A 17,403-nucleotide genomic window follows, 5' to 3' on the forward strand; every position below is an offset into this window, starting at 1 on the left:
TATATGTAAATATATTTGATTTAGGAGGGATTAAAAAGCATGTATAAATATTCGTACAGTTATATTAAAGATATGGATAAAATGTGTTGAGTGCTTTAATAGACCTGCTACAAGGAGTTTTAAATCTTGATATATATATAAATTAAAAGTGGTAATTTGGAGTTATTTTTAAGATATGGTATAATTTATAAGTAAGTATATTGAATATATGGAGGTGTTAGTAATGCCTGATAAAATTAATTCTGAGATTATTAAAACAGAAAATGACATCCTTATTATGTTAGATAATCTTTTAGAGAAACGAGATAATGAATGGTGGGATAAATTCTATTCTGATAAAGAGAAGCCAGTTCCATTTTTTGAAAATATTCCTGATGAAAACCTTATTTCATATTTTGATAGAGGGTTATTAAAACAAGGAAAGGCACTTGATGTTGGTTGCGGAAAAGGCAGGAACTCTTTTTATCTTGCACAGAAAGGTTTTGAAGTTTATGGAGTGGACTTTTCAAAAACATCTATTGAAATGGGAAAACAAATAGCAAAAGAACAATCTTTAAAAGTAAATTTTTTATGCCAATCAATATTTGATTTTAAAGGTAAACCAGAGAGTTTTGATTTTATTTATGATAGTGGATGTCTTCATCATATGAAGCCACATAGAAGAAATCAATATATAAAAACAATCTTAAAATACTTAAAGTCAGATGGGTATTATGCAATGATATGTTTCAATTTAAAAGGTGGTGCAAACATATCTGACTATGATGTTTACAGAGATAATTCAATGCAAGGAGGAATGGGATTTTCTGAATATAAGCTAAAAACTATTTTAGAACCTTATTTTGAGATAATTGAATTTAGAGAAATGATAGAGTCTGATAATAAAAATGTATTTGGTAAATCCTTTTTATGGACGGTTCTAATGAAGAAAAGGTAAAATGTCAATGATTTATATACGAAAAAGCTTACCTTTAATGGTAAGCTTAAATTTATGAATAACATTATTTTGATTAGGTAAACTTAACGACATTTAACTTATCTACAGTCAGCACTCTACACACGTTGAGACGGTAGTAAGGCTTAAAAAGAAACACAGTTAAACCCTTGAAATTTCAAGGTTTTTTTCTTGTGCAAAAATCAATATGTTCACTGATACAGAGGAAGGAAACAGCAAGTATGGTACCTCTCGTCTCCATGTTAACATTCCCTGGCAGGCTGTGAGAAAACTAATTTATGATTCAGGATTTTAATAATGATGTTGCAAAAAATATTATTATTTTATACGAAACAAGCATTTTTAATGCATTATTAGTTAATTAAACAGACTAGAACACTATTTTTTATAAAAAAACGAGAGGTACTTTCCTAAAATTGCATGCATTTTTGATTTTTGCACAGTCTGTCGGAGGTCGTTGCGAAGTCTTGGCTGAGCTTTTTATCAATAAATACCCTAGTGAGTTGACCAATACGCCTTAGCTTGTTCTTCTAATATTTTCAATCTTGTATAATAATCAGGAAACTCACTAAGATGAGCTAATGCAATTTTTCCAGTAGTAATAGGCTCATCTGCAGTGACATTTGTTTGATTATATTTTTTTCCATGTTCTAGTTCAGTGTTTACCCCTAGCCAAAATTGGTTCAAATCAAATTTACTTTTTGAAAAATTAATACCAAGAAGTAAAGCAATAGCTGCAGCTTCTTCTTTAGAAAATTCATTTTTATAATCTGGTTGGTTAATTATTTCTCTATTATTAGATTGAATTATATTTGAATTCTTGTTTAGTATATAGTTATACTTGATTGCATGCTTCATCTCATCAGTTAGGATTCTGAACACTCTATCCCTATATAGACTATATAGCCTACTTGGTAAACCTTCTCTTATAAATCTATACTTTTCCATAGCTCCTAATTCGCCGAAGACAGCATTTCTTATACCTTCAATATATGATGATGGCTTTATAAAAGCCTCACTATTTTTACTTTGAATTTCTAAGCCAGTGTAATATCTGTATATTTCTTTAAACCACTGGCGATGATTTATTTCATCATCTCTTATGGGTGCAATAATATCTTTTTCTTCTTGAGTAGGAGCTGCACTAATCAAGTAATGGTAGGATAGTTCGTCGGCCCTCTCGTCTTGTACTGCTTCCTTTATAAGGCTTAGTGCTTTATCAAAAGCGTGTTTAGTAAAATCTATGTTATGAGATGAATAATTCCTACATGTTGTCATATAAGGGTTAGCATACTTGTACAAATACATCACTCCAATAAAAGTATTCAGTATTAATATATGCTGAGGTACTATCAATGAGCATGTCCATAACAAGGATAAAAAATTTTAAAAAGTTTAAGAATTTAGCAACAGAAACTGGAAGTTTATGTTTGCTAAAGAAGTCATTCACTAAAGGAAGATTAGAATCTTGGGAAATCAGGCTTCTTTTTTTGTGCAACGAATGGCACTGGTTTTACTAGTGGTTCAAAAAGCTTATTCAATTGCACACAATGTCTGTTGTAGAAAAATTGATAGATCAGGATTTATTAACTTATAGAATAACTTATGAATCTTAAAAATTGAATAGTATTTGATAATAAAAAGAACATAAATTTTTTGATTCTTGTATTTTACAAAAAATAAAGAAAATTCGGGAAAATACCATATTTGCGTTGACAAAGACAAATATCAACATTATAATTTTAAATAACAATATAAGTATGCACTTACCTTAGTTAAAATATATTGAGTATTCTTAAACATTTCTTTAGATTCATGCACTTCATGACTTTAATTATCTGAATTTATCAAATATAACAAATATAACAAAAAAGACGAAAATAAAAACTTAATGAAAGAAGGAAGGTGATATTATGAATAAAAAGGCTATTGGAATAAAGGGAAGGATTTTACTATCTTCAATGGTAGTTCTTTTGATAACTTTAGTAAGTATTAGTAGTATCCTAATCTATCAAGTTAATAAAAAGGCTTATGAAGATTATTTTACTAATTCTAAAGAACAAATGAAGATCGTTTCTCAAGCAATTAACATTTTTTATGATCAAATTGACAAAAATATTGATATGTTAGCAACGAATCCTGTGGTAATGGCAGTTGATAATAGTATTACAACTTATAAAAATACAACTCAAGATACTCCAATGAAACCTTCAGCTAAGGCAGGAATTGAACAGGAAATTTATAAAGTATTCGAGCAATATGCAAACAGCCATAAAGGTACAAGCTATGTATATTTAGGAACAGAAGATGGAGGATATATACAATGGCCAGAAGAGAGTATACCAGCAGGATTTGATCCTTCAAAAAGACCTTGGCTTAATGATGCAATGAATAAAAAGGGAAGTGTTATTAGAACAGCTCCATACAGTTATAAGTCCCAACTGCTTACAAGTAATGCTCGTACATTTACTGATAAAAATGGGAAAATTATAGGTGCCATAGGAATCGATGTACAGCAAACTAATATTAGCGATATGTTAAATAAAATGAAAATTGGTAAAACAGGATATTCAATGATTGTACATAGTAATGGCTTAATAATGGCAGATGGGAAAAATTCCAAAAACAATTTTAAAAAGGTTGGAGAAGTTGGTATTAATGGATTAGATAAGCTTCTAGCTAAAGATCTAAAATCATTTGATGTTGTTGTTGATGGTGAAAAGTATATTGTTAATCCTTATAAAGTAGAAGGAACTGATTGGATACTAGCATCATTTATGACAGAAAAAGAATTAGGATCTGGTGCAAAAGGAATAGTAAATATAGTGATATTTTCTGCAGTGGCCATGTTAATATTGGCAACTATTTTATTTAATTTTCTTTCCAGTAGTATAACAAAACCTATCTTAGCAGTGACAAAAAGAGTAAAAGATTTTGCTAATTTGGATTTTTCAGTAGATGAAAAGGCAGACACACTAAAATACTTAAATAGGAAAGATGAAGCAGGAGATATGATAAGAGCCTTTGTAAGTATGAGAGAGAATGTATCAGAATTCATAATGAAAACTGCACATTCAACAGAAAAGGTTGCAGCTTCATCAGAAGAATTAACTGCTACTTCGGAGCAAGTAGCTACTGCATCAAATGAAGTAAGTAAGGCTATTGAGGAAATTGCAAAAGGAGCTACTGATCAAGCTAAAGATACCCAAATGGCAGCCAATAATGTAGAAGATTTAGGTAATTTATTAGAACAAGATTTAAATTATATCGAAGAATTGAATGTTGCGGCAGTTGAAATTGAAAGGCAAAAATCAGAAGGATTTTTAATTTTGAAAGAACTTGTTGAAAAAACTAAGAAAAATAATGATTCTGCAAACAATGTTTATCATATTATTATGAGTAACAATGAAAATGCAGAAAAAATTGAAAATGCTAGTACTATGATTCAAAGTATTGCAGACCAGACAAATCTTTTAGCTTTAAATGCTGCAATAGAAGCTGCAAGAGCAGGAGAAGCAGGTAAAGGCTTTGCAGTTGTTGCTGATGAAATAAGAAAGCTTGCAGAACAATCAAATAACTTTACAAATGATATTAAAACAGTAATAACTGAGTTAAAGATAAAATCACAAAATGCAGTTGATTTAATGCAGCAAACTAAGCAGATAATTGAGGAACAAGCTTCTAGTGTTGGAGAAACTGAAGGAAAATTTGAAGGGATAGCAGAAGCAATAGATTCTATAAAATCTGTAGTTAATAAACTTAATAATTCTGCCAATTCAATGACAGAAAATAAAAACAAGATCATTGAATTAACTCAAAATTTATCTGCAATCTCTGAAGAGAATGCTGCTGGAACAGAACAAGCATCATCAGCTATGCAAGAACAAGTCACTACAATTGAAGAAATTGCTAAAGCAGGCGAAAGCTTAGCTACAATTTCAGAAGAATTAAGAGTGTTAGTAGAGAGATTTAAGATCTAGTTAAAAATCCTATAACAATTATATTTAAATCAGTTTTTTAAAATTTAATGAAAAAAAGGACCTATAAGCCATTAAGTAAGGAGTATACTCTTAGGCATATTATATGATATATTTTTGAATTATTTTTATAATGATAATGAATTTATTTAAGAAAACTAAAAATTAAAGAAAAAAGTCAGAGTTGAGAACAAAACCTCAGCTCTTTTTTTGTTAGAAACCAGGCTCAAGAGATAAATATGAGAGGATTAAAGAAATATTGCATTACTGGAGAATTAAATGGTGAGTATTCCTTATAAACATCTTAAAGTTAGCTTGAGGGATAGAATAGTAGATACAATTGAAAAATTTTATAATACTATATACGTATATAGCAATCTTTTAAAAATTACTATAGAATTTATATATACATATAAGTTAATTTCATTGATAGAGATTTTAATACTCCAATTAATTAAAATAGCAGCAAAACAAATTATTAATTTAGTACCCAAGGGTTCATTGCAAAAACTGGAAGTTTATATTTGCTAATGGTGTTTTTAGAAAGCAAACCGCTATGATAATGTAGTGTTAAATGTCTTTGGATTTATCCATAAAAGAGTATAATATAAAAATAGAATGCTGTTAGAGGAAATAAAATGGACTATATGACAACAAACAAGCTTCCGAAATTTGAGATATTTCTCAAAGACGTGAAGAAGCTTGCTCATGGGAGGAGAAAGGAGTTTCGAAATGAATAGTGTTTTGATTATAGACGATGATAAAGAGCTTTGTACTCTTATGAAAAAATGTGTAGAGAAAGAGAATTTATCTGCTATTATTGCACATGGAGGTATAGAGGGGATTCGTTTGGTTGATGAAAATAAAAGTAGTGACTCTCTTTCTCTCGTAATTTTGGATGTAATGATGCCAGATATAAATGGTTTTCAAGTTCTTAAAATAATCAGAGAGACAAGCAATATTCCTGTGCTTATGCTTACTGCTAAAAGCGACGAGGACGATAAAGTTTCTGGACTACGGTTAGGTGCTGACGATTATCTAACAAAGCCGTTCAGTATTAACGAACTGATGGCTCGTGTCAATTCTCTTATTCGTCGCTATACCACTTTAAATACTACAACGGAAATAGATACGGAGTGCATGGTGCTGAAAGGAATGGTTATTGATAAAGCAAATCGCATTGTTTCTGTCAATGATATTCCAGTTGAGCTTACAAGCAAAGAGTTTGATTTGCTTTCATTTCTAGCTTCTAATAAAGGACGGGTGTTTACCAAAAAACAGATTTATACGCAAGTGTGGGAAGATGAATATGCTTTTGATGATAGCAATATTATGTCTTTTATCAGTAAGTTGCGCAAAAAGATTGAACCAGACCCCGACCGTCCATTTTATATTTTAACAGTCCGGGGTGTAGGCTATCGTTTTAATAAGGAGGCTTGACGTAAATATGAATGTTTATCTGCTTTTGGCCTTGGTTCTTGCCCTGCTTATTATAGCGTATCTTGTTTCTGTCTTACGGCGTGTCCAAATACAGCTTGCACTTATGAAAGATGCTTTAGAAGATATAAAAGATGGAAACCTTAATCGACGTGTTTTAGCAACGGAGAGCGATATGACAAGGCAAATTTGTTATGGTATTAACGAAATTGCAATGAACAGCCAATTACAGATTATTAAGCAAAAACAATCAGAGCAGGCATACAAAGGTCTAATGGCAAGTCTTTCCCATGATGTGAAAACACCACTTGCCTCATTGGTTGGTTATTTGGAAGCCATCGAAAGTAAAATTGTTGTAGGAGAAGAAAAGGACGAATATATCCATGTTGCCTATGATAAAGCCCAGCACTTAAAACATTTTGTAGAAAATCTGTTTGAATGGGTTAAATTAGATTCTGGGGAACAAATTTTTCATTTTGAGATTTTTGATTTGAATGAGTTATCCCGTAATATTATAGCTGATTGGATTCCTGTTTTAGAAAACAGCCATTTTGAATATGAATTTGATATACCTGAAACAGAGTATTTCATGTGTATAGACGCAACTGCGTATAACCGTATTCTCAATAATCTATTACAAAATATTATCACTCACAGTGAGGGTGATAATATGGCACTGAGTATCTTTGAGAATGAACAGCAGGCTAAAATTGTAATAACAGACAACGGGAAAGGTATATCTTCTGATAATCTCTCACTTATTTTTGAAAGAATGTACCAATGTGATCATTCACGGGCTGCCAAAGGAAATGGGCTTGGGCTTTCTATTGCCAAAGAGCTTGTCAGCGCTCACAAAGGGACCATTACAGCATCAAGCATTCTCGGCTCTGGAACTACATTCACCATTTTGTTGCCAAAAGCCCTGTGACAGCACAGGGCTTTTTTACTGTTAAAACAAGATAAAAACAAGGTTACGGCAAGGTTTTGGCAAGGTTAATGTTGTATACTTTTAATTGTGATTGTTTCTGCCGTTATATCGGTTATCACATTGGGAGAACATAGTTATCGAAAGTGAGGAATTTTTATATGAATGATTTTGTGATTGAAACGAAACAACTGACAAAAATTTACGGAGAGCAGACAGTAGTTAACTCAGTCAATCTCCATATAAAAAAAGGTCGGATTTATGGTTTGTTAGGGCGCAACGGAGCCGGGAAAACCACTATTATGAAAATGATTTTAGGGTTAACTCAAATAACATCTGGTGAGATAGATGTGTTAGGACGAAATATCAAAGGTCAAGAAAAACGGGTATATCCTCGTATCGGTGCTATTATCGAAACACCAGGATTTTATCCAAATTTGACAGGAACGGAAAACTTAGAGATTTTTGCGAAGCTGCGTGGTACAGCCGCCCCACATGCAGTTGAAAACGCATTGAAAGTAGTAGGATTACCTTATAAAGATAAAAAGTTGTTTAGTAAGTATTCCCTTGGAATGAAGCAGCGTCTTGGTATTGCCAATGCTATTTTGCATGACCCAGAACTGCTTATTTTGGACGAGCCTACAAACGGTCTTGACCCTATCGGCATTGCAGAAGTAAGAGATTTTATTAAGAATTTGAGCGTTGAGCGTGGAAAGACAATTCTTATTTCCAGCCATATTCTCTCGGAAATTTCATTGCTTGCGGATGATATTGGAATTATCGACCACGGTGTTCTGCTTAAAGAAAGTAGCATGGAGGAACTTAAACGAAAAAACAGTAAGTATATTCTACTTCAAGTTTCTGATGTTTCTAAAGCAACCTTAATTTTGGAACGTCAATTCGGCTTGAAAGAATATTCTGTGCAAGATGATCATACGTTGAAACTCTATGACACCTCACTAGATATGGCGTCTGTCAATAAGACACTTATGCTTAGTGAGGTATCGGTTATTAGTTCGGGGATTTGTAATGATACTTTAGAGGACTATTTTAAAAAAATTACAGGAGGAGATGGCATTGCTTAGACTTATTCAAATAGAATTTCTTAAACTAAGACGTAGAAAATTTGTGTGGATTATGATGTTGTCAGCTTTCATAATGCCATTTCTAGCATTCTTATTATTCAAATATGCAAAAAAAATAGGTGTTGATCCTTTACAATTTTATAGATGGTCAGCGTTTGGTTATACGATGTTTATTATCCTGCCCTTCGTTTTGGGAGTACTTTGCACCATGCTTATGTATGAAGAAAATCAGTATGATATGCTCAAACAACTTTGGATTGTGCCTATCAGCAAAATGGGATACTTTTTCAGTAAATTTTTTGTTGTTTTGATTTACTCCATTTGTTTCATGCTGATTACAGCTGTTGCTTCTGTTATGTTCAGCATGCTTTCCGGATATGTGGTATTTCAATGGGGAGGCGTTTTATTCTTGCTGAAAAAATGTTTAGAAATCGGTGTTATTACTGCTTTTGCAATGCTGCCTATATTTGCAATAGCTGCGTCGCAAAAAGGATACATCCTCCCAGTTTCTATATCATTGGTTTATGCCTTTCTTGGATTTATTTTAATGCCGATAAATATGTATCTACACCCATTATCCAGTATGTCAGTTATTGTCCTTGGAAATATTCCGAGTATTGCAGTTCCACGACCAATTAACGTTCCTTTAGCGTTTCTTTGTATTTGCATTTGGGATGTTATTGCAATATTACTTGTAAATGTAACGTTGAAAAGAATGAAATGAGGTGTGAATAATGCGAATTTTACTTTGGGCTGAACTTCAAAAGATTCGCCGTTCAAATATTGTTTGGATTACAATTTTTGCAACAGTTATGATAGCTGTCATTGTTTTTATACAAGGATGGTTTACGTATAATGGTTCAAGGGATATAGACAGTGCAGGATGGTATATGACTACGACTCAGCCTTTGGCAACAATTTTTGTTCTTCCCGCAGTTATTTCTCTTTTGGGAAGTTATATGATTTGTCGTGAAGAAGATGAGGATACTATAAAATCTTTGCTGCTTATTCCCGTAAATGAAACAAAATTAATTGCGGCAAAAATGATTATTACTTTTTTATTCAGCATTTTCATTTATTTACTGCTCTTTGCAATAGCATTTTTCACTGAGGCAATATTACACCTTTCCCATTTATCGGTAGGAATGGTTTTAGATTTTCTGAAAATATATTTTCTTCTAGGTGTGGGTATATTCCTTGCTATCTCGCCCATTGTTGCCTTAGTATCGTATATGAAAAAAGGTTATTGGATTGCATTATTATTAACTGAAATGTACTCTTTTGCTGGAATGTTCATGAGTATGTCAAATAATCTAAAAACATTCTATCCGATTACGGCAGCATTTGGAGTTGCCGGTTACTATGAAACTACTGTTCAAAATCGTATAGGAAGTATTATAATCTTGTTACTATGTGGCTGCCTTTCTGTTTTTATACTCAAAAATTTCAAATATAGTGAGAAAAATTAGTTATATGCTTAGATGTATGGCAAAAAACAATTACAAAAAGGTATGGATAATGAAACAATAAAAGAATTAACGGATTTGGATATTGATGAAATAGAATTGATTGCAACTGATATATTTAAATTGAACTCAATAGAAGAGTTAGAACAATATTTTTAGAATAGATAAATATAAAATTAGCTTATTATGCATATAGTGAGCTAGTTTTTTTATTGCCTTAAGTTAGGGCAAAGAGGTGATAGCAAGCTCAGCCAAGGTTTTGTTATAACATCAGCATATGAAAAAATTATGGTAGAAACAGTTTGTTATGTGGCTGATTTAGCTGGTTCTTGAAAATGATTTTGAAAAATTTCTAGAATAACAAATATAAATTTCAATTATTGCTAAAATTTTGCTGACGATATATAAATTATGGTAAAATAGCATAATGTGAAATAAAATCAACAAGTAGTAAAAAATATCAAGAAAATAAGGGGGACCAAATGAAAGCAAAAAAGATAATGGCTGTACTTTCTGTAACAACAGCACTGTTATTTTTGACAGGCTGTAATATTATGAATAGTTGGAGATTAAATGTAGAAAAAGGTGACAAATATAATTTTCATGAAGTAGTTGATCAAGACGCTGCTCTGATAATTGACGAGCTGGAGGATCACGCAATTACAGTAAAGGATATGAATCTTACAATGGAAATACAAGATGTGGACAAAGACAAAAATGTAACGATAGCTTATAAGTATGATTCTATAAAAGTATCTACAGGAAATAGTGAGAAAATGAGGGAATATGATTCTAAAAAACCAGATCCAAGCGATTCTTTAGCTGATATATATGGAGGTGTTGTTGGAAAAGGCTTTACTGTAAAAGTTAGTAACAAAGGACAAGTATTAGAAATTAAGGGTGCAAATGAGTTAGTAAGTTCATTAATTGGCAAAGTTCCACCTGCTAATCAAACAAATCCTTTGAAAGGCGCCATAAAACAAAGTTTTGGTGAGGATGCTGTTAAATCAATGGTTAATCAAAGCATGAACTATAATCCATCAAATAAAGTTAAAACTAATGATACATGGGAAAGCAAATATAGCATAGCAGCATTATGCCCAATGGAAAGTAACAATAAATTTAAGTTTTTAGGTGAAAAAGATGGATTATTAAATGTTGATGTACAATCAACAGTTGCAGCAGACACTAAAGGTAAGCAAGTACAGTTTATGGAATTTAAATCAGATGTGAAGTTAAAAGGTAATGGCAAAGGAACAATAAATATTAATAAGAAAACTGGTCTTATAGAAAAAGGTGATTTTAAAGAAAATATGAGTGGAGATATGGAATTTACACTTGGTAGTAAAAGTAAAAGATGGCCGGTGGAAATATCACAAAAGATAACTTATGAAACTACAAAGAAATAAACGGATTTACAAGCATAAGAGGGAGTTTGTCTGTGACCACTGGGCAATTTTTTTGAAAATAATAATGAAAATGATTTAATTTACGATGAAGATGTATAGTTAGTCTACAAAGGGCTAATACTCAATATCTATGAGAAAAGCTTTTATAAAATTTGATTAAGTGTATTAGAAAAGATAGAAAAGGAATTAAATACTTAAAGTGCTTAATTAAATAATTTTATAGACATATATAAGGTATTACTTCAAAAAGCATAAATATATGAATCAGTATTTGCATAATTTTTATATAAAAGTTAAGAATAAAATAATATAAAGTTTTTCAACAATATGTTATAATGAAATCAGTAAATCAACATAATAAAAACAGGGTACTGGTAATACCCTGTAGTATACAATTCTAGTTGCTTAGGCAGCTGGTATCACTAATTTTTATTAGTTAAAAAATAGTAGCATCCACTTGCGTACGGGGCTACTATTTTTTTGAGATTTTTTCTATAAGCAACACTATTAGTGTTAACAGTGCTATTAAGAACAAACCTGCTTGAAATAATAACGCTAATACATCATTATTCATAAGTACCACCTCCCTTCAAAGAGGGATGAATGATACTAGTAGCCCGCCCAACTATATTGAATTGTATGTAAACAGTTTAGCATATTTGTATATGGGCAGCAATATTTTACTTAGATATGAATTGGTAGTATGCTACCAATTTGCTACTAATGAACAGACAAATAAGAAAATTTAAGAAATTTTAATATGGTAACAAGAGTATTACAAATTAGAATGGTTCTATTGGAACTTTGAGTTTTATGAGTTCCAAAAATCCATTCTTTTTCTTTTTTTATAATTATTTTTTCAATGGTAATAGTTTTGATATCTAAGTCTAAAAAATCTCAGATAAGACCACAAAATTCTGCTATTTTCATATCTGTATTAAATGCAATGTGTAATGGTATATAAAAATAGGTGTGTCAGCTGTATCTTACAAAAGTGCGTCATATTCAAATAAAATGTTATAATTATAAATGGCAGGATATTATAAAAATGAGGTTATTTACATAATTTATGGGGTGATAGGTATGAAGAACTTTTTAATGAATGAATTTGGAAAAGAGCAAGGAGAAAAAATATATCAACAACAACAGCAAAAGTTTTGTGCTCTTGTTAAACAGAGTATAGGAAAAAGTGAAAGTCAGTTGAAAACTTTAAAAAATAGTATTCTTCCTAGAATAGCACTTTACCAAGCTTTGAAGGAACTACCTTTGAGTAAGGAAATAGCTTTTCAAATTGTAGAGAAAGGTTTTCTACAGGATTTGCAAGAAGTAATAAAAAATCTTCATAAAATGGAAGAAAGTCAATGTTTCTATAAAAATTTTTGTATGTCATTTAGTAAAGATTTAAAAGGTGATAACTGGGAAAGTACAATTATACAATGTGACAATAAAGCTATGATATTCACTATGAAAAAATGTTTGTGGCATGATACTTGTGTAGAGAATGATTGCCTAGAATTGTGTAAGATGTTTTGTCAGGGCGATAATGTATGCTATAGCTCTATGAAAAAAATAACTTTTAAAAGGACTCAAACTTTAGGCATGGGTGGAAACTGCTGCGATTTCAAATTTATAAATAATGAAATTTAATGTAAAAAGTTTGCAAAATGATTATTAAGAATAAAAGTATAAACAAAGCTTTTTAATAAATTGAATGATGTAGCATTAAAAAATAATTTATTAATAATTGGGAGGTATTTACCATAATTTGAAAATATCAATCTGTAAATTACTTTTAAGATGTATTATAATAATAACATAATATGCTTAGGAGGGATGAGACTATGAAATCAACAGGAATTGTAAGAAAAGTCGATGAGCTAGGAAGAGTAGTTATACCAAAGGAGACAAGACAAATGCTCTTAATTAATGAAGGAGATTCATTAGAAATTTTTAAAGATGATACCTCTATATATTTAAAAAAGTATTCTCCTGGTTGTACATTTTGTGGAAACATGAATAACCTTACTATTTTTAAGGGAGTACATATTTGTGAAGAATGTAAAAGGGCTCTAAAATCTTTAGATTTATAAAGTAACTTCTTATTTTGGTTAACTTACATATAATAAGTTTAGAAACACTGTATTATTCAATTGAATTTTACAAGTGTTTCTATTTTGCAATACAAATTTAAAATGTGAATATAATATTAGCTTATGTTTAAATTATTGTAATGATTTAGACAATAGATATTTTTTGTAGTAAAATTCAAATTATTAAAGTAGATAGAAAGATCTTAGATAATAAGGTTATTTTAAGATTAATGAATAAATATATTTAATAAATCAAGGAGGTATCGGTATGGCAAATATAAAATATGAAATAAAAGAAACTATAGGAGATCTTTCAGAATCATCGAAGGGGTGGAAGAAAGAATTAAATTTAATAAGCTGGAATGATAATATACCTAAATTTGATATTAGAGATTGGTCTCCTGACCATGAAAAGATGGGTAAGGGCATAACTTTAACAAATGATGAATTGAAAAAGTTAAGGGATATTTTAAATGAGATGAAACTATAAAATAATTAGGGAAATTTATAATTGATAATAGTGTAAAATAAAAGAGTTAAGCCCTAAAATTTTATAATACTATATATATATAAATACATATAGCAATCTCTTAAAAATTACTATAGAATTTATATATGCATATAAATTAATTTGGTGGTGAGTTTATGATTGATAATATTGATTTGAATAAAATAAAACAAAAAATAATGTTCATGCAGGGTAATATAGATAAACTAAAAAAGCTTCAGAATATTTCTAGGGATATATTTATAGAAGACTTTAGAAATGTAGATAGTGCTAAATATTTATTACAAGTTACAATTGAGGCTATACTAGATATAAGCAATCATATAATAGCTAGAAATAGATGGGGAAAACCAGAAACTAATAAGGAAAGCTTTGAAATACTTGCAAGTAAAGATATTATTGAAAAAAAATATATAGACGTGTATTTTTTTATGGCTAAGTTTAGAAATAGAATTGTTCACATGTATTTTGATGTTAGTGACGAAATGATTTACGATATAACTCAAAATAATTTAGAAGACTTTGAAGCTTTTATCAAAGATATAGTTAGAAATCTTAGTATATAAGTAACATTTAAGAATAAGTGTACATATTAAGGCGGCTTTAGGAAAATAAAAAAAGGGATTTGGAGGTGACACAATGCTAAATATAGAGAATAAAATAGGCAGCTTGAAAAAATATTTTAGTGATCAGCCTAATGTTCTAGGAGCATGGATAATAGGTTCATATGGAACTGAGTATCAAAGAGAAGATAGCGATATTGATTTTGCTATACTTTATGATAAAGATATAAATGATCTAGAAGAAATGAAATTTGCTGGTGATATTACAGAATTACTTAAAGTAGAAAATATTGATACTATAAATTTAAAAAAGGTGCCAATCACCCTTCAATTCAAAACCATAAAAGAAGGTAGAACTTTGTATGAAGCAGATTATATAAAAGTGTGTGATTATATAGAATACGTAATAAGTAATTACCAAAATAAAAAATATTATTTAGATCAATTTGATAAAGATTATTTTGCTAGCTTTTAGTTAAGACATGAATAGAGAATAGCAATCGCACTAAAGAGAAGTAATAGTAGGAAGAGAACATAAGATTGTTGATCTTGAAGAGTATTGGAAATTTAGAAAAAGAATTAATCACTTAATGAGCTAGTGATTTAACAAGAAAAGTGAAGGTTTAGATGACTTAATGTTACCTTCACTTTTCTTGTTTTTTGCGCAAGTATAAACAATATTTACAATATAAACTAATAAAATTCAATATTTTATTTATAAATGTTTTAAATTTTTGTATCTAGGGATACTGAATATAAAGAAGGTTAATCCTATAATTAAAACATAGATTTATTGAAAACGGAGGGATAACATGAGCGCATTTTTAGGAAAAATTCATTATTGGTTATATAATAAAATTCAATTGCATGAAAAATTCATAGATGAAATAATTGGTTTATCTGAAACTAAAGGTTATAACAGTGATACGATGGTAAACGAAAGTTATTCTAGATATGGTATACCTGTAAGAGGTGTATTAGAAAATGAAATAGAACATTCTAATATTCATGGCTGGCTTCAGGAAAGAATAATAAGTGTAGAAAGCAGATTAGCATATGTTGTAACTGAAGTGTTAAATAATAATGTTGTTAAGAAAGAAGAAATTGCTGATATTTTTTATAAAAACGCAGAAGGTATTATGAGGGAACTTGGAGTTAATGAAGGCTTGCCAGAGGATTTCTTTAATTTAATTTTTGATTACATGCTTGAAGGAATGCCATGTGACAGAGTAAATGATGTAATTGAAAATAATGAAACTGTGATTCAGTGGAAAACTACAAGAGATATTCATAAACAATATTGGGATGCAGTTCAGGGAGATGTTAATAATTTTTATTTATTAAGAGATGCTTGGATTAATGGATTCTTAGAAGCTAGTGGTATGGGATATAAATACACTAGAACAGAAGATGGTGTAAATACAATAAGGTAGGTGTAATTATATGGATGGAATTGTATTAATGGTAGGGGAACACAAAAATATAAAGAGAATGCTTAAGGTAATTAGAAAAGCTTGTATAGGTGTTATGAATGGAAAAGAAATTGATTTTAAAGATTTTGAAAGCATAATTGATTTTGTAAGAAATTATGCAGATAAGCATCATCATGGAAAGGAAGAAAAAATTTTATTTACCAGAATGGTAGATGAAATCGGTGGTGCAGCTGAGAAGTTAGTCAAATTTGGAATGCTTGTTGAACACGACTTTGGAAGAATGTACATTAAGGATCTTGAAGAAGCTCTTGGCAAAGCTAAAACTGGTGATGATGAAGCAAAACTTGATGTAATAGCAAATGCTGTATCATATGCAAATTTATTATCTAGACACATAGATAGAGAAGACAATGTTGCATATCCTTTTGCTAAGAGAGCACTATGTGAAGAAACATTAAACAAGATTAATATGGAATGTGATAGTCTTGAAGAGGAAACTAGCAAGGCAGGAGTGCAAAATAAGTATATTAAAATGTTAGAAATGTTTGAGGAAAAATACAAGTAATTTAGAAGATGAAGTATTCATTTTTGAAATAATTAATGCTTATAAATATTAATGAAAGAATTCTTGTTTAATTATAATTGAGAAAAAATCAGGCTGTCATATTAAGAAATTTATATACAATGTATTGTTTGGAAAACCAATGACAAACACAATACGTTGTAATATTTATTCTTAATGTGGCAGCCTTTTTATATGTTTAATATTCACAAAAATCTTTTAACGTTTCAATATTTTTTATTTTAAATGTGGATAAATGAAAATCAATAATACCTTCATCACGCATTTCACACATTTCTCTAGACAGTGATGGTCGTGATATATTTAAAAAATCAGCAAGTTCATTTCGTTTTAGGGGGATGGTAAAGGTACTGTTTTTCACATGTTCATATTGATCAAATAAGTATAAACAAATTTTACTTCTTATGCTTTTAAGTGAGAGATATTCAACTTTTTTGTTTAGCATTAAGCCTTTATCGGATATTACGTTTATAAAGTTTGCAAGCATTGAAGTATGCCATGAACAATTTTTACCACATCTAGCTATAAGGTCTGAATTGGCAAGAAATAAGACTTTGCAAGATGATTGTGCCATTACTGTTACAGGCCATATTTTACGACTGGAAAATACAAACATTTCACCAAATAAGCCGCCTTTTTTTATTATAGACATTACAACTCTGTCTCCCCTTATGTTTTCTTTAGTTATAATTATTTCCCCTTCTAAAACTAAACCAAATTTATCAATTGTTTCACCAGAATTTATTATGAACTCATTCTTATTATAGTCATGTATTTGGTGGTTTAAGCAGTGGAATAGCGAAAATATTTCGTCTGTATCTATACCATGAAATAAAGGTGATTTCTTAATTAGATTAATATATTGATTTATCATATAAATACCATCCTTTTGTATCCTCGGATACCGAATTGCTTTAATAAATATAATATAATAATCACATAGAAATAACAAGACTTCAATCAAAATAAGAT

Annotated in this window: 19 protein-coding genes; 16 read left to right on the forward strand and 3 right to left on the reverse strand. The window is 30.0% G+C overall.

Translation table 11 applies throughout. The annotated features are described in order from the left end of the window. Window positions 1-223: 223 nt before the first annotated feature. Window positions 224-937: a class I SAM-dependent methyltransferase gene (locus HBE96_RS16510; RefSeq protein ID WP_169298828.1), complete on the forward strand. Its 714-nt coding sequence runs from the start codon at window positions 224-226 to the stop codon at window positions 935-937. A 513-nt stretch (window positions 938-1,450) separates the two neighbouring features. Here the strand turns inward: HBE96_RS16510 and HBE96_RS26415 are convergent. Then, window positions 1,451-2,257 (reverse strand): DUF5661 family protein, encoded by an 807-nt coding sequence (locus HBE96_RS26415; RefSeq protein ID WP_243186971.1) that lies wholly within the window; start codon window positions 2,255-2,257, stop codon window positions 1,451-1,453. 611 nt (window positions 2,258-2,868) lie between these two features. Here HBE96_RS26415 and HBE96_RS16520 point away from each other — a divergent pair. The 8 genes from HBE96_RS16520 to HBE96_RS16555 all read left to right on the forward strand — a co-directional run bounded on the left by HBE96_RS16520 (window position 2,869) and on the right by HBE96_RS16555 (window position 11,254). After that, window positions 2,869-4,935: a methyl-accepting chemotaxis protein gene (locus HBE96_RS16520; RefSeq protein WP_169298829.1), complete on the forward strand. Its 2,067-nt coding sequence runs from the start codon at window positions 2,869-2,871 to the stop codon at window positions 4,933-4,935. 729 nt (window positions 4,936-5,664) lie between these two features. After that, window positions 5,665-6,372 carry a response regulator transcription factor gene (locus HBE96_RS16525; protein ID WP_169298830.1) on the forward strand — a complete coding sequence of 236 codons (708 nt, stop codon included), beginning with the start codon at window positions 5,665-5,667 and terminating at the stop codon, window positions 6,370-6,372. A 7-nt stretch (window positions 6,373-6,379) separates the two neighbouring features. Beyond that, on the forward strand, window positions 6,380-7,297 hold the full coding sequence (locus HBE96_RS16530) for a sensor histidine kinase (protein WP_169298831.1): 918 nt from the start codon (window positions 6,380-6,382) through the stop codon (window positions 7,295-7,297). A gap of 158 nt (window positions 7,298-7,455) precedes the next feature. Beyond that, window positions 7,456-8,379: an ABC transporter ATP-binding protein gene (locus tag HBE96_RS16535; protein WP_169298832.1), complete on the forward strand. Its 924-nt coding sequence runs from the start codon at window positions 7,456-7,458 to the stop codon at window positions 8,377-8,379. Next, window positions 8,366-9,103 carry an ABC transporter permease gene (locus HBE96_RS16540; RefSeq protein ID WP_425350754.1) on the forward strand — a complete coding sequence of 246 codons (738 nt, stop codon included), beginning with the start codon at window positions 8,366-8,368 and terminating at the stop codon, window positions 9,101-9,103. The genes HBE96_RS16535 and HBE96_RS16540 overlap by 14 nt, the downstream gene beginning before the upstream one ends. 10 nt (window positions 9,104-9,113) lie before the next feature. Then, window positions 9,114-9,848: an ABC transporter permease gene (locus tag HBE96_RS16545; protein ID WP_169298833.1), complete on the forward strand. Its 735-nt coding sequence runs from the start codon at window positions 9,114-9,116 to the stop codon at window positions 9,846-9,848. 12 nt (window positions 9,849-9,860) lie between these two features. Further along, window positions 9,861-10,004, forward strand: a complete 144-nt coding sequence (locus HBE96_RS16550; protein ID WP_169298758.1) for a hypothetical protein — start codon at window positions 9,861-9,863, stop codon at window positions 10,002-10,004. A gap of 323 nt (window positions 10,005-10,327) precedes the next feature. Continuing rightward, complete coding sequence (locus HBE96_RS16555) at window positions 10,328-11,254, forward strand: DUF6263 family protein (RefSeq protein ID WP_169298834.1); 927 nt, start codon at window positions 10,328-10,330, stop codon at window positions 11,252-11,254. 472 nt (window positions 11,255-11,726) lie between these two features. Here HBE96_RS16555 and HBE96_RS16560 read toward each other — a convergent pair whose 3' ends face one another. Next, on the reverse strand, window positions 11,727-11,828 hold the full coding sequence (locus HBE96_RS16560; RefSeq protein ID WP_169298835.1) for a putative holin-like toxin: 102 nt from the start codon (window positions 11,826-11,828) through the stop codon (window positions 11,727-11,729). Window positions 11,829-12,337: 509 nt separating this feature from the next. Here HBE96_RS16560 and HBE96_RS16565 point away from each other — a divergent pair. The 7 genes from HBE96_RS16565 to HBE96_RS16595 all read left to right on the forward strand — a co-directional run bounded on the left by HBE96_RS16565 (window position 12,338) and on the right by HBE96_RS16595 (window position 16,413). Then, a complete protein-coding gene (locus HBE96_RS16565; protein ID WP_169298836.1) occupies window positions 12,338-12,901 on the forward strand; it encodes an L-2-amino-thiazoline-4-carboxylic acid hydrolase in 564 nt (187 codons plus the stop codon). A gap of 194 nt (window positions 12,902-13,095) precedes the next feature. Further along, window positions 13,096-13,344 (forward strand): AbrB/MazE/SpoVT family DNA-binding domain-containing protein, encoded by a 249-nt coding sequence (locus tag HBE96_RS16570; RefSeq protein ID WP_169298837.1) that lies wholly within the window; start codon window positions 13,096-13,098, stop codon window positions 13,342-13,344. A gap of 268 nt (window positions 13,345-13,612) precedes the next feature. After that, entirely contained in the window at window positions 13,613-13,834 is a 222-nt protein-coding gene (locus HBE96_RS16575) for a YdbC family protein (RefSeq protein WP_169298838.1), read from the forward strand. A 155-nt stretch (window positions 13,835-13,989) separates the two neighbouring features. Further along, complete coding sequence (hepT, locus tag HBE96_RS16580) at window positions 13,990-14,418, forward strand: type VII toxin-antitoxin system HepT family RNase toxin (RefSeq protein ID WP_169298839.1); 429 nt, start codon at window positions 13,990-13,992, stop codon at window positions 14,416-14,418. A 73-nt stretch (window positions 14,419-14,491) separates the two neighbouring features. Continuing rightward, window positions 14,492-14,890: a type VII toxin-antitoxin system MntA family adenylyltransferase antitoxin gene (gene mntA, locus HBE96_RS16585; RefSeq protein WP_169298840.1), complete on the forward strand. Its 399-nt coding sequence runs from the start codon at window positions 14,492-14,494 to the stop codon at window positions 14,888-14,890. Between the two features lie 337 nt (window positions 14,891-15,227). After that, window positions 15,228-15,848, forward strand: a complete 621-nt coding sequence (locus HBE96_RS16590; RefSeq protein WP_169298841.1) for a hypothetical protein — start codon at window positions 15,228-15,230, stop codon at window positions 15,846-15,848. 10 nt (window positions 15,849-15,858) lie between these two features. Continuing rightward, window positions 15,859-16,413, forward strand: coding sequence for a hemerythrin domain-containing protein (locus tag HBE96_RS16595; RefSeq protein ID WP_169298842.1), 555 nt, complete (start codon window positions 15,859-15,861; stop codon window positions 16,411-16,413). 196 nt (window positions 16,414-16,609) lie between these two features. Here HBE96_RS16595 and HBE96_RS16600 read toward each other — a convergent pair whose 3' ends face one another. Then, a complete protein-coding gene (locus tag HBE96_RS16600) occupies window positions 16,610-17,305 on the reverse strand; it encodes a Crp/Fnr family transcriptional regulator (RefSeq protein ID WP_169298843.1) in 696 nt (231 codons plus the stop codon). Between the last annotated feature and the right edge of the window lie 98 nt (window positions 17,306-17,403).

Origin of the sequence: Clostridium muellerianum (assembly GCF_012926525.1) — a bacterium.
In the GTDB taxonomy this organism is placed as follows: Bacteria; Bacillota; Clostridia; order Clostridiales; family Clostridiaceae; genus Clostridium_AM; species Clostridium_AM muellerianum.

Coding starts and splice junctions, on each gene's coding strand:
- HBE96_RS16510 (WP_169298828.1), top strand. CDS start 224: ATGCCTGATAAAATTAATTCTGAGATTATTAAAACAGAAAATGACATC.
- HBE96_RS16520 (WP_169298829.1), top strand. CDS start 2,869: ATGAATAAAAAGGCTATTGGAATAAAGGGAAGGATTTTACTATCTTCA.
- HBE96_RS16525 (WP_169298830.1), top strand. CDS start 5,665: ATGAATAGTGTTTTGATTATAGACGATGATAAAGAGCTTTGTACTCTT.
- HBE96_RS16530 (WP_169298831.1), top strand. CDS start 6,380: ATGAATGTTTATCTGCTTTTGGCCTTGGTTCTTGCCCTGCTTATTATA.
- HBE96_RS16535 (WP_169298832.1), top strand. CDS start 7,456: ATGAATGATTTTGTGATTGAAACGAAACAACTGACAAAAATTTACGGA.
- HBE96_RS16540 (WP_425350754.1), top strand. CDS start 8,366: ATGGCATTGCTTAGACTTATTCAAATAGAATTTCTTAAACTAAGACGT.
- HBE96_RS16545 (WP_169298833.1), top strand. CDS start 9,114: ATGCGAATTTTACTTTGGGCTGAACTTCAAAAGATTCGCCGTTCAAAT.
- HBE96_RS16550 (WP_169298758.1), top strand. CDS start 9,861: ATGTATGGCAAAAAACAATTACAAAAAGGTATGGATAATGAAACAATA.
- HBE96_RS16555 (WP_169298834.1), top strand. CDS start 10,328: ATGAAAGCAAAAAAGATAATGGCTGTACTTTCTGTAACAACAGCACTG.
- HBE96_RS16560 (WP_169298835.1), bottom strand. CDS start 11,828: ATGAATAATGATGTATTAGCGTTATTATTTCAAGCAGGTTTGTTCTTA.
- HBE96_RS16565 (WP_169298836.1), top strand. CDS start 12,338: ATGAAGAACTTTTTAATGAATGAATTTGGAAAAGAGCAAGGAGAAAAA.
- HBE96_RS16570 (WP_169298837.1), top strand. CDS start 13,096: ATGAAATCAACAGGAATTGTAAGAAAAGTCGATGAGCTAGGAAGAGTA.
- HBE96_RS16575 (WP_169298838.1), top strand. CDS start 13,613: ATGGCAAATATAAAATATGAAATAAAAGAAACTATAGGAGATCTTTCA.
- hepT (WP_169298839.1), top strand. CDS start 13,990: ATGATTGATAATATTGATTTGAATAAAATAAAACAAAAAATAATGTTC.
- mntA (WP_169298840.1), top strand. CDS start 14,492: ATGCTAAATATAGAGAATAAAATAGGCAGCTTGAAAAAATATTTTAGT.
- HBE96_RS16590 (WP_169298841.1), top strand. CDS start 15,228: ATGAGCGCATTTTTAGGAAAAATTCATTATTGGTTATATAATAAAATT.
- HBE96_RS16595 (WP_169298842.1), top strand. CDS start 15,859: ATGGATGGAATTGTATTAATGGTAGGGGAACACAAAAATATAAAGAGA.
- HBE96_RS16600 (WP_169298843.1), bottom strand. CDS start 17,305: ATGATAAATCAATATATTAATCTAATTAAGAAATCACCTTTATTTCAT.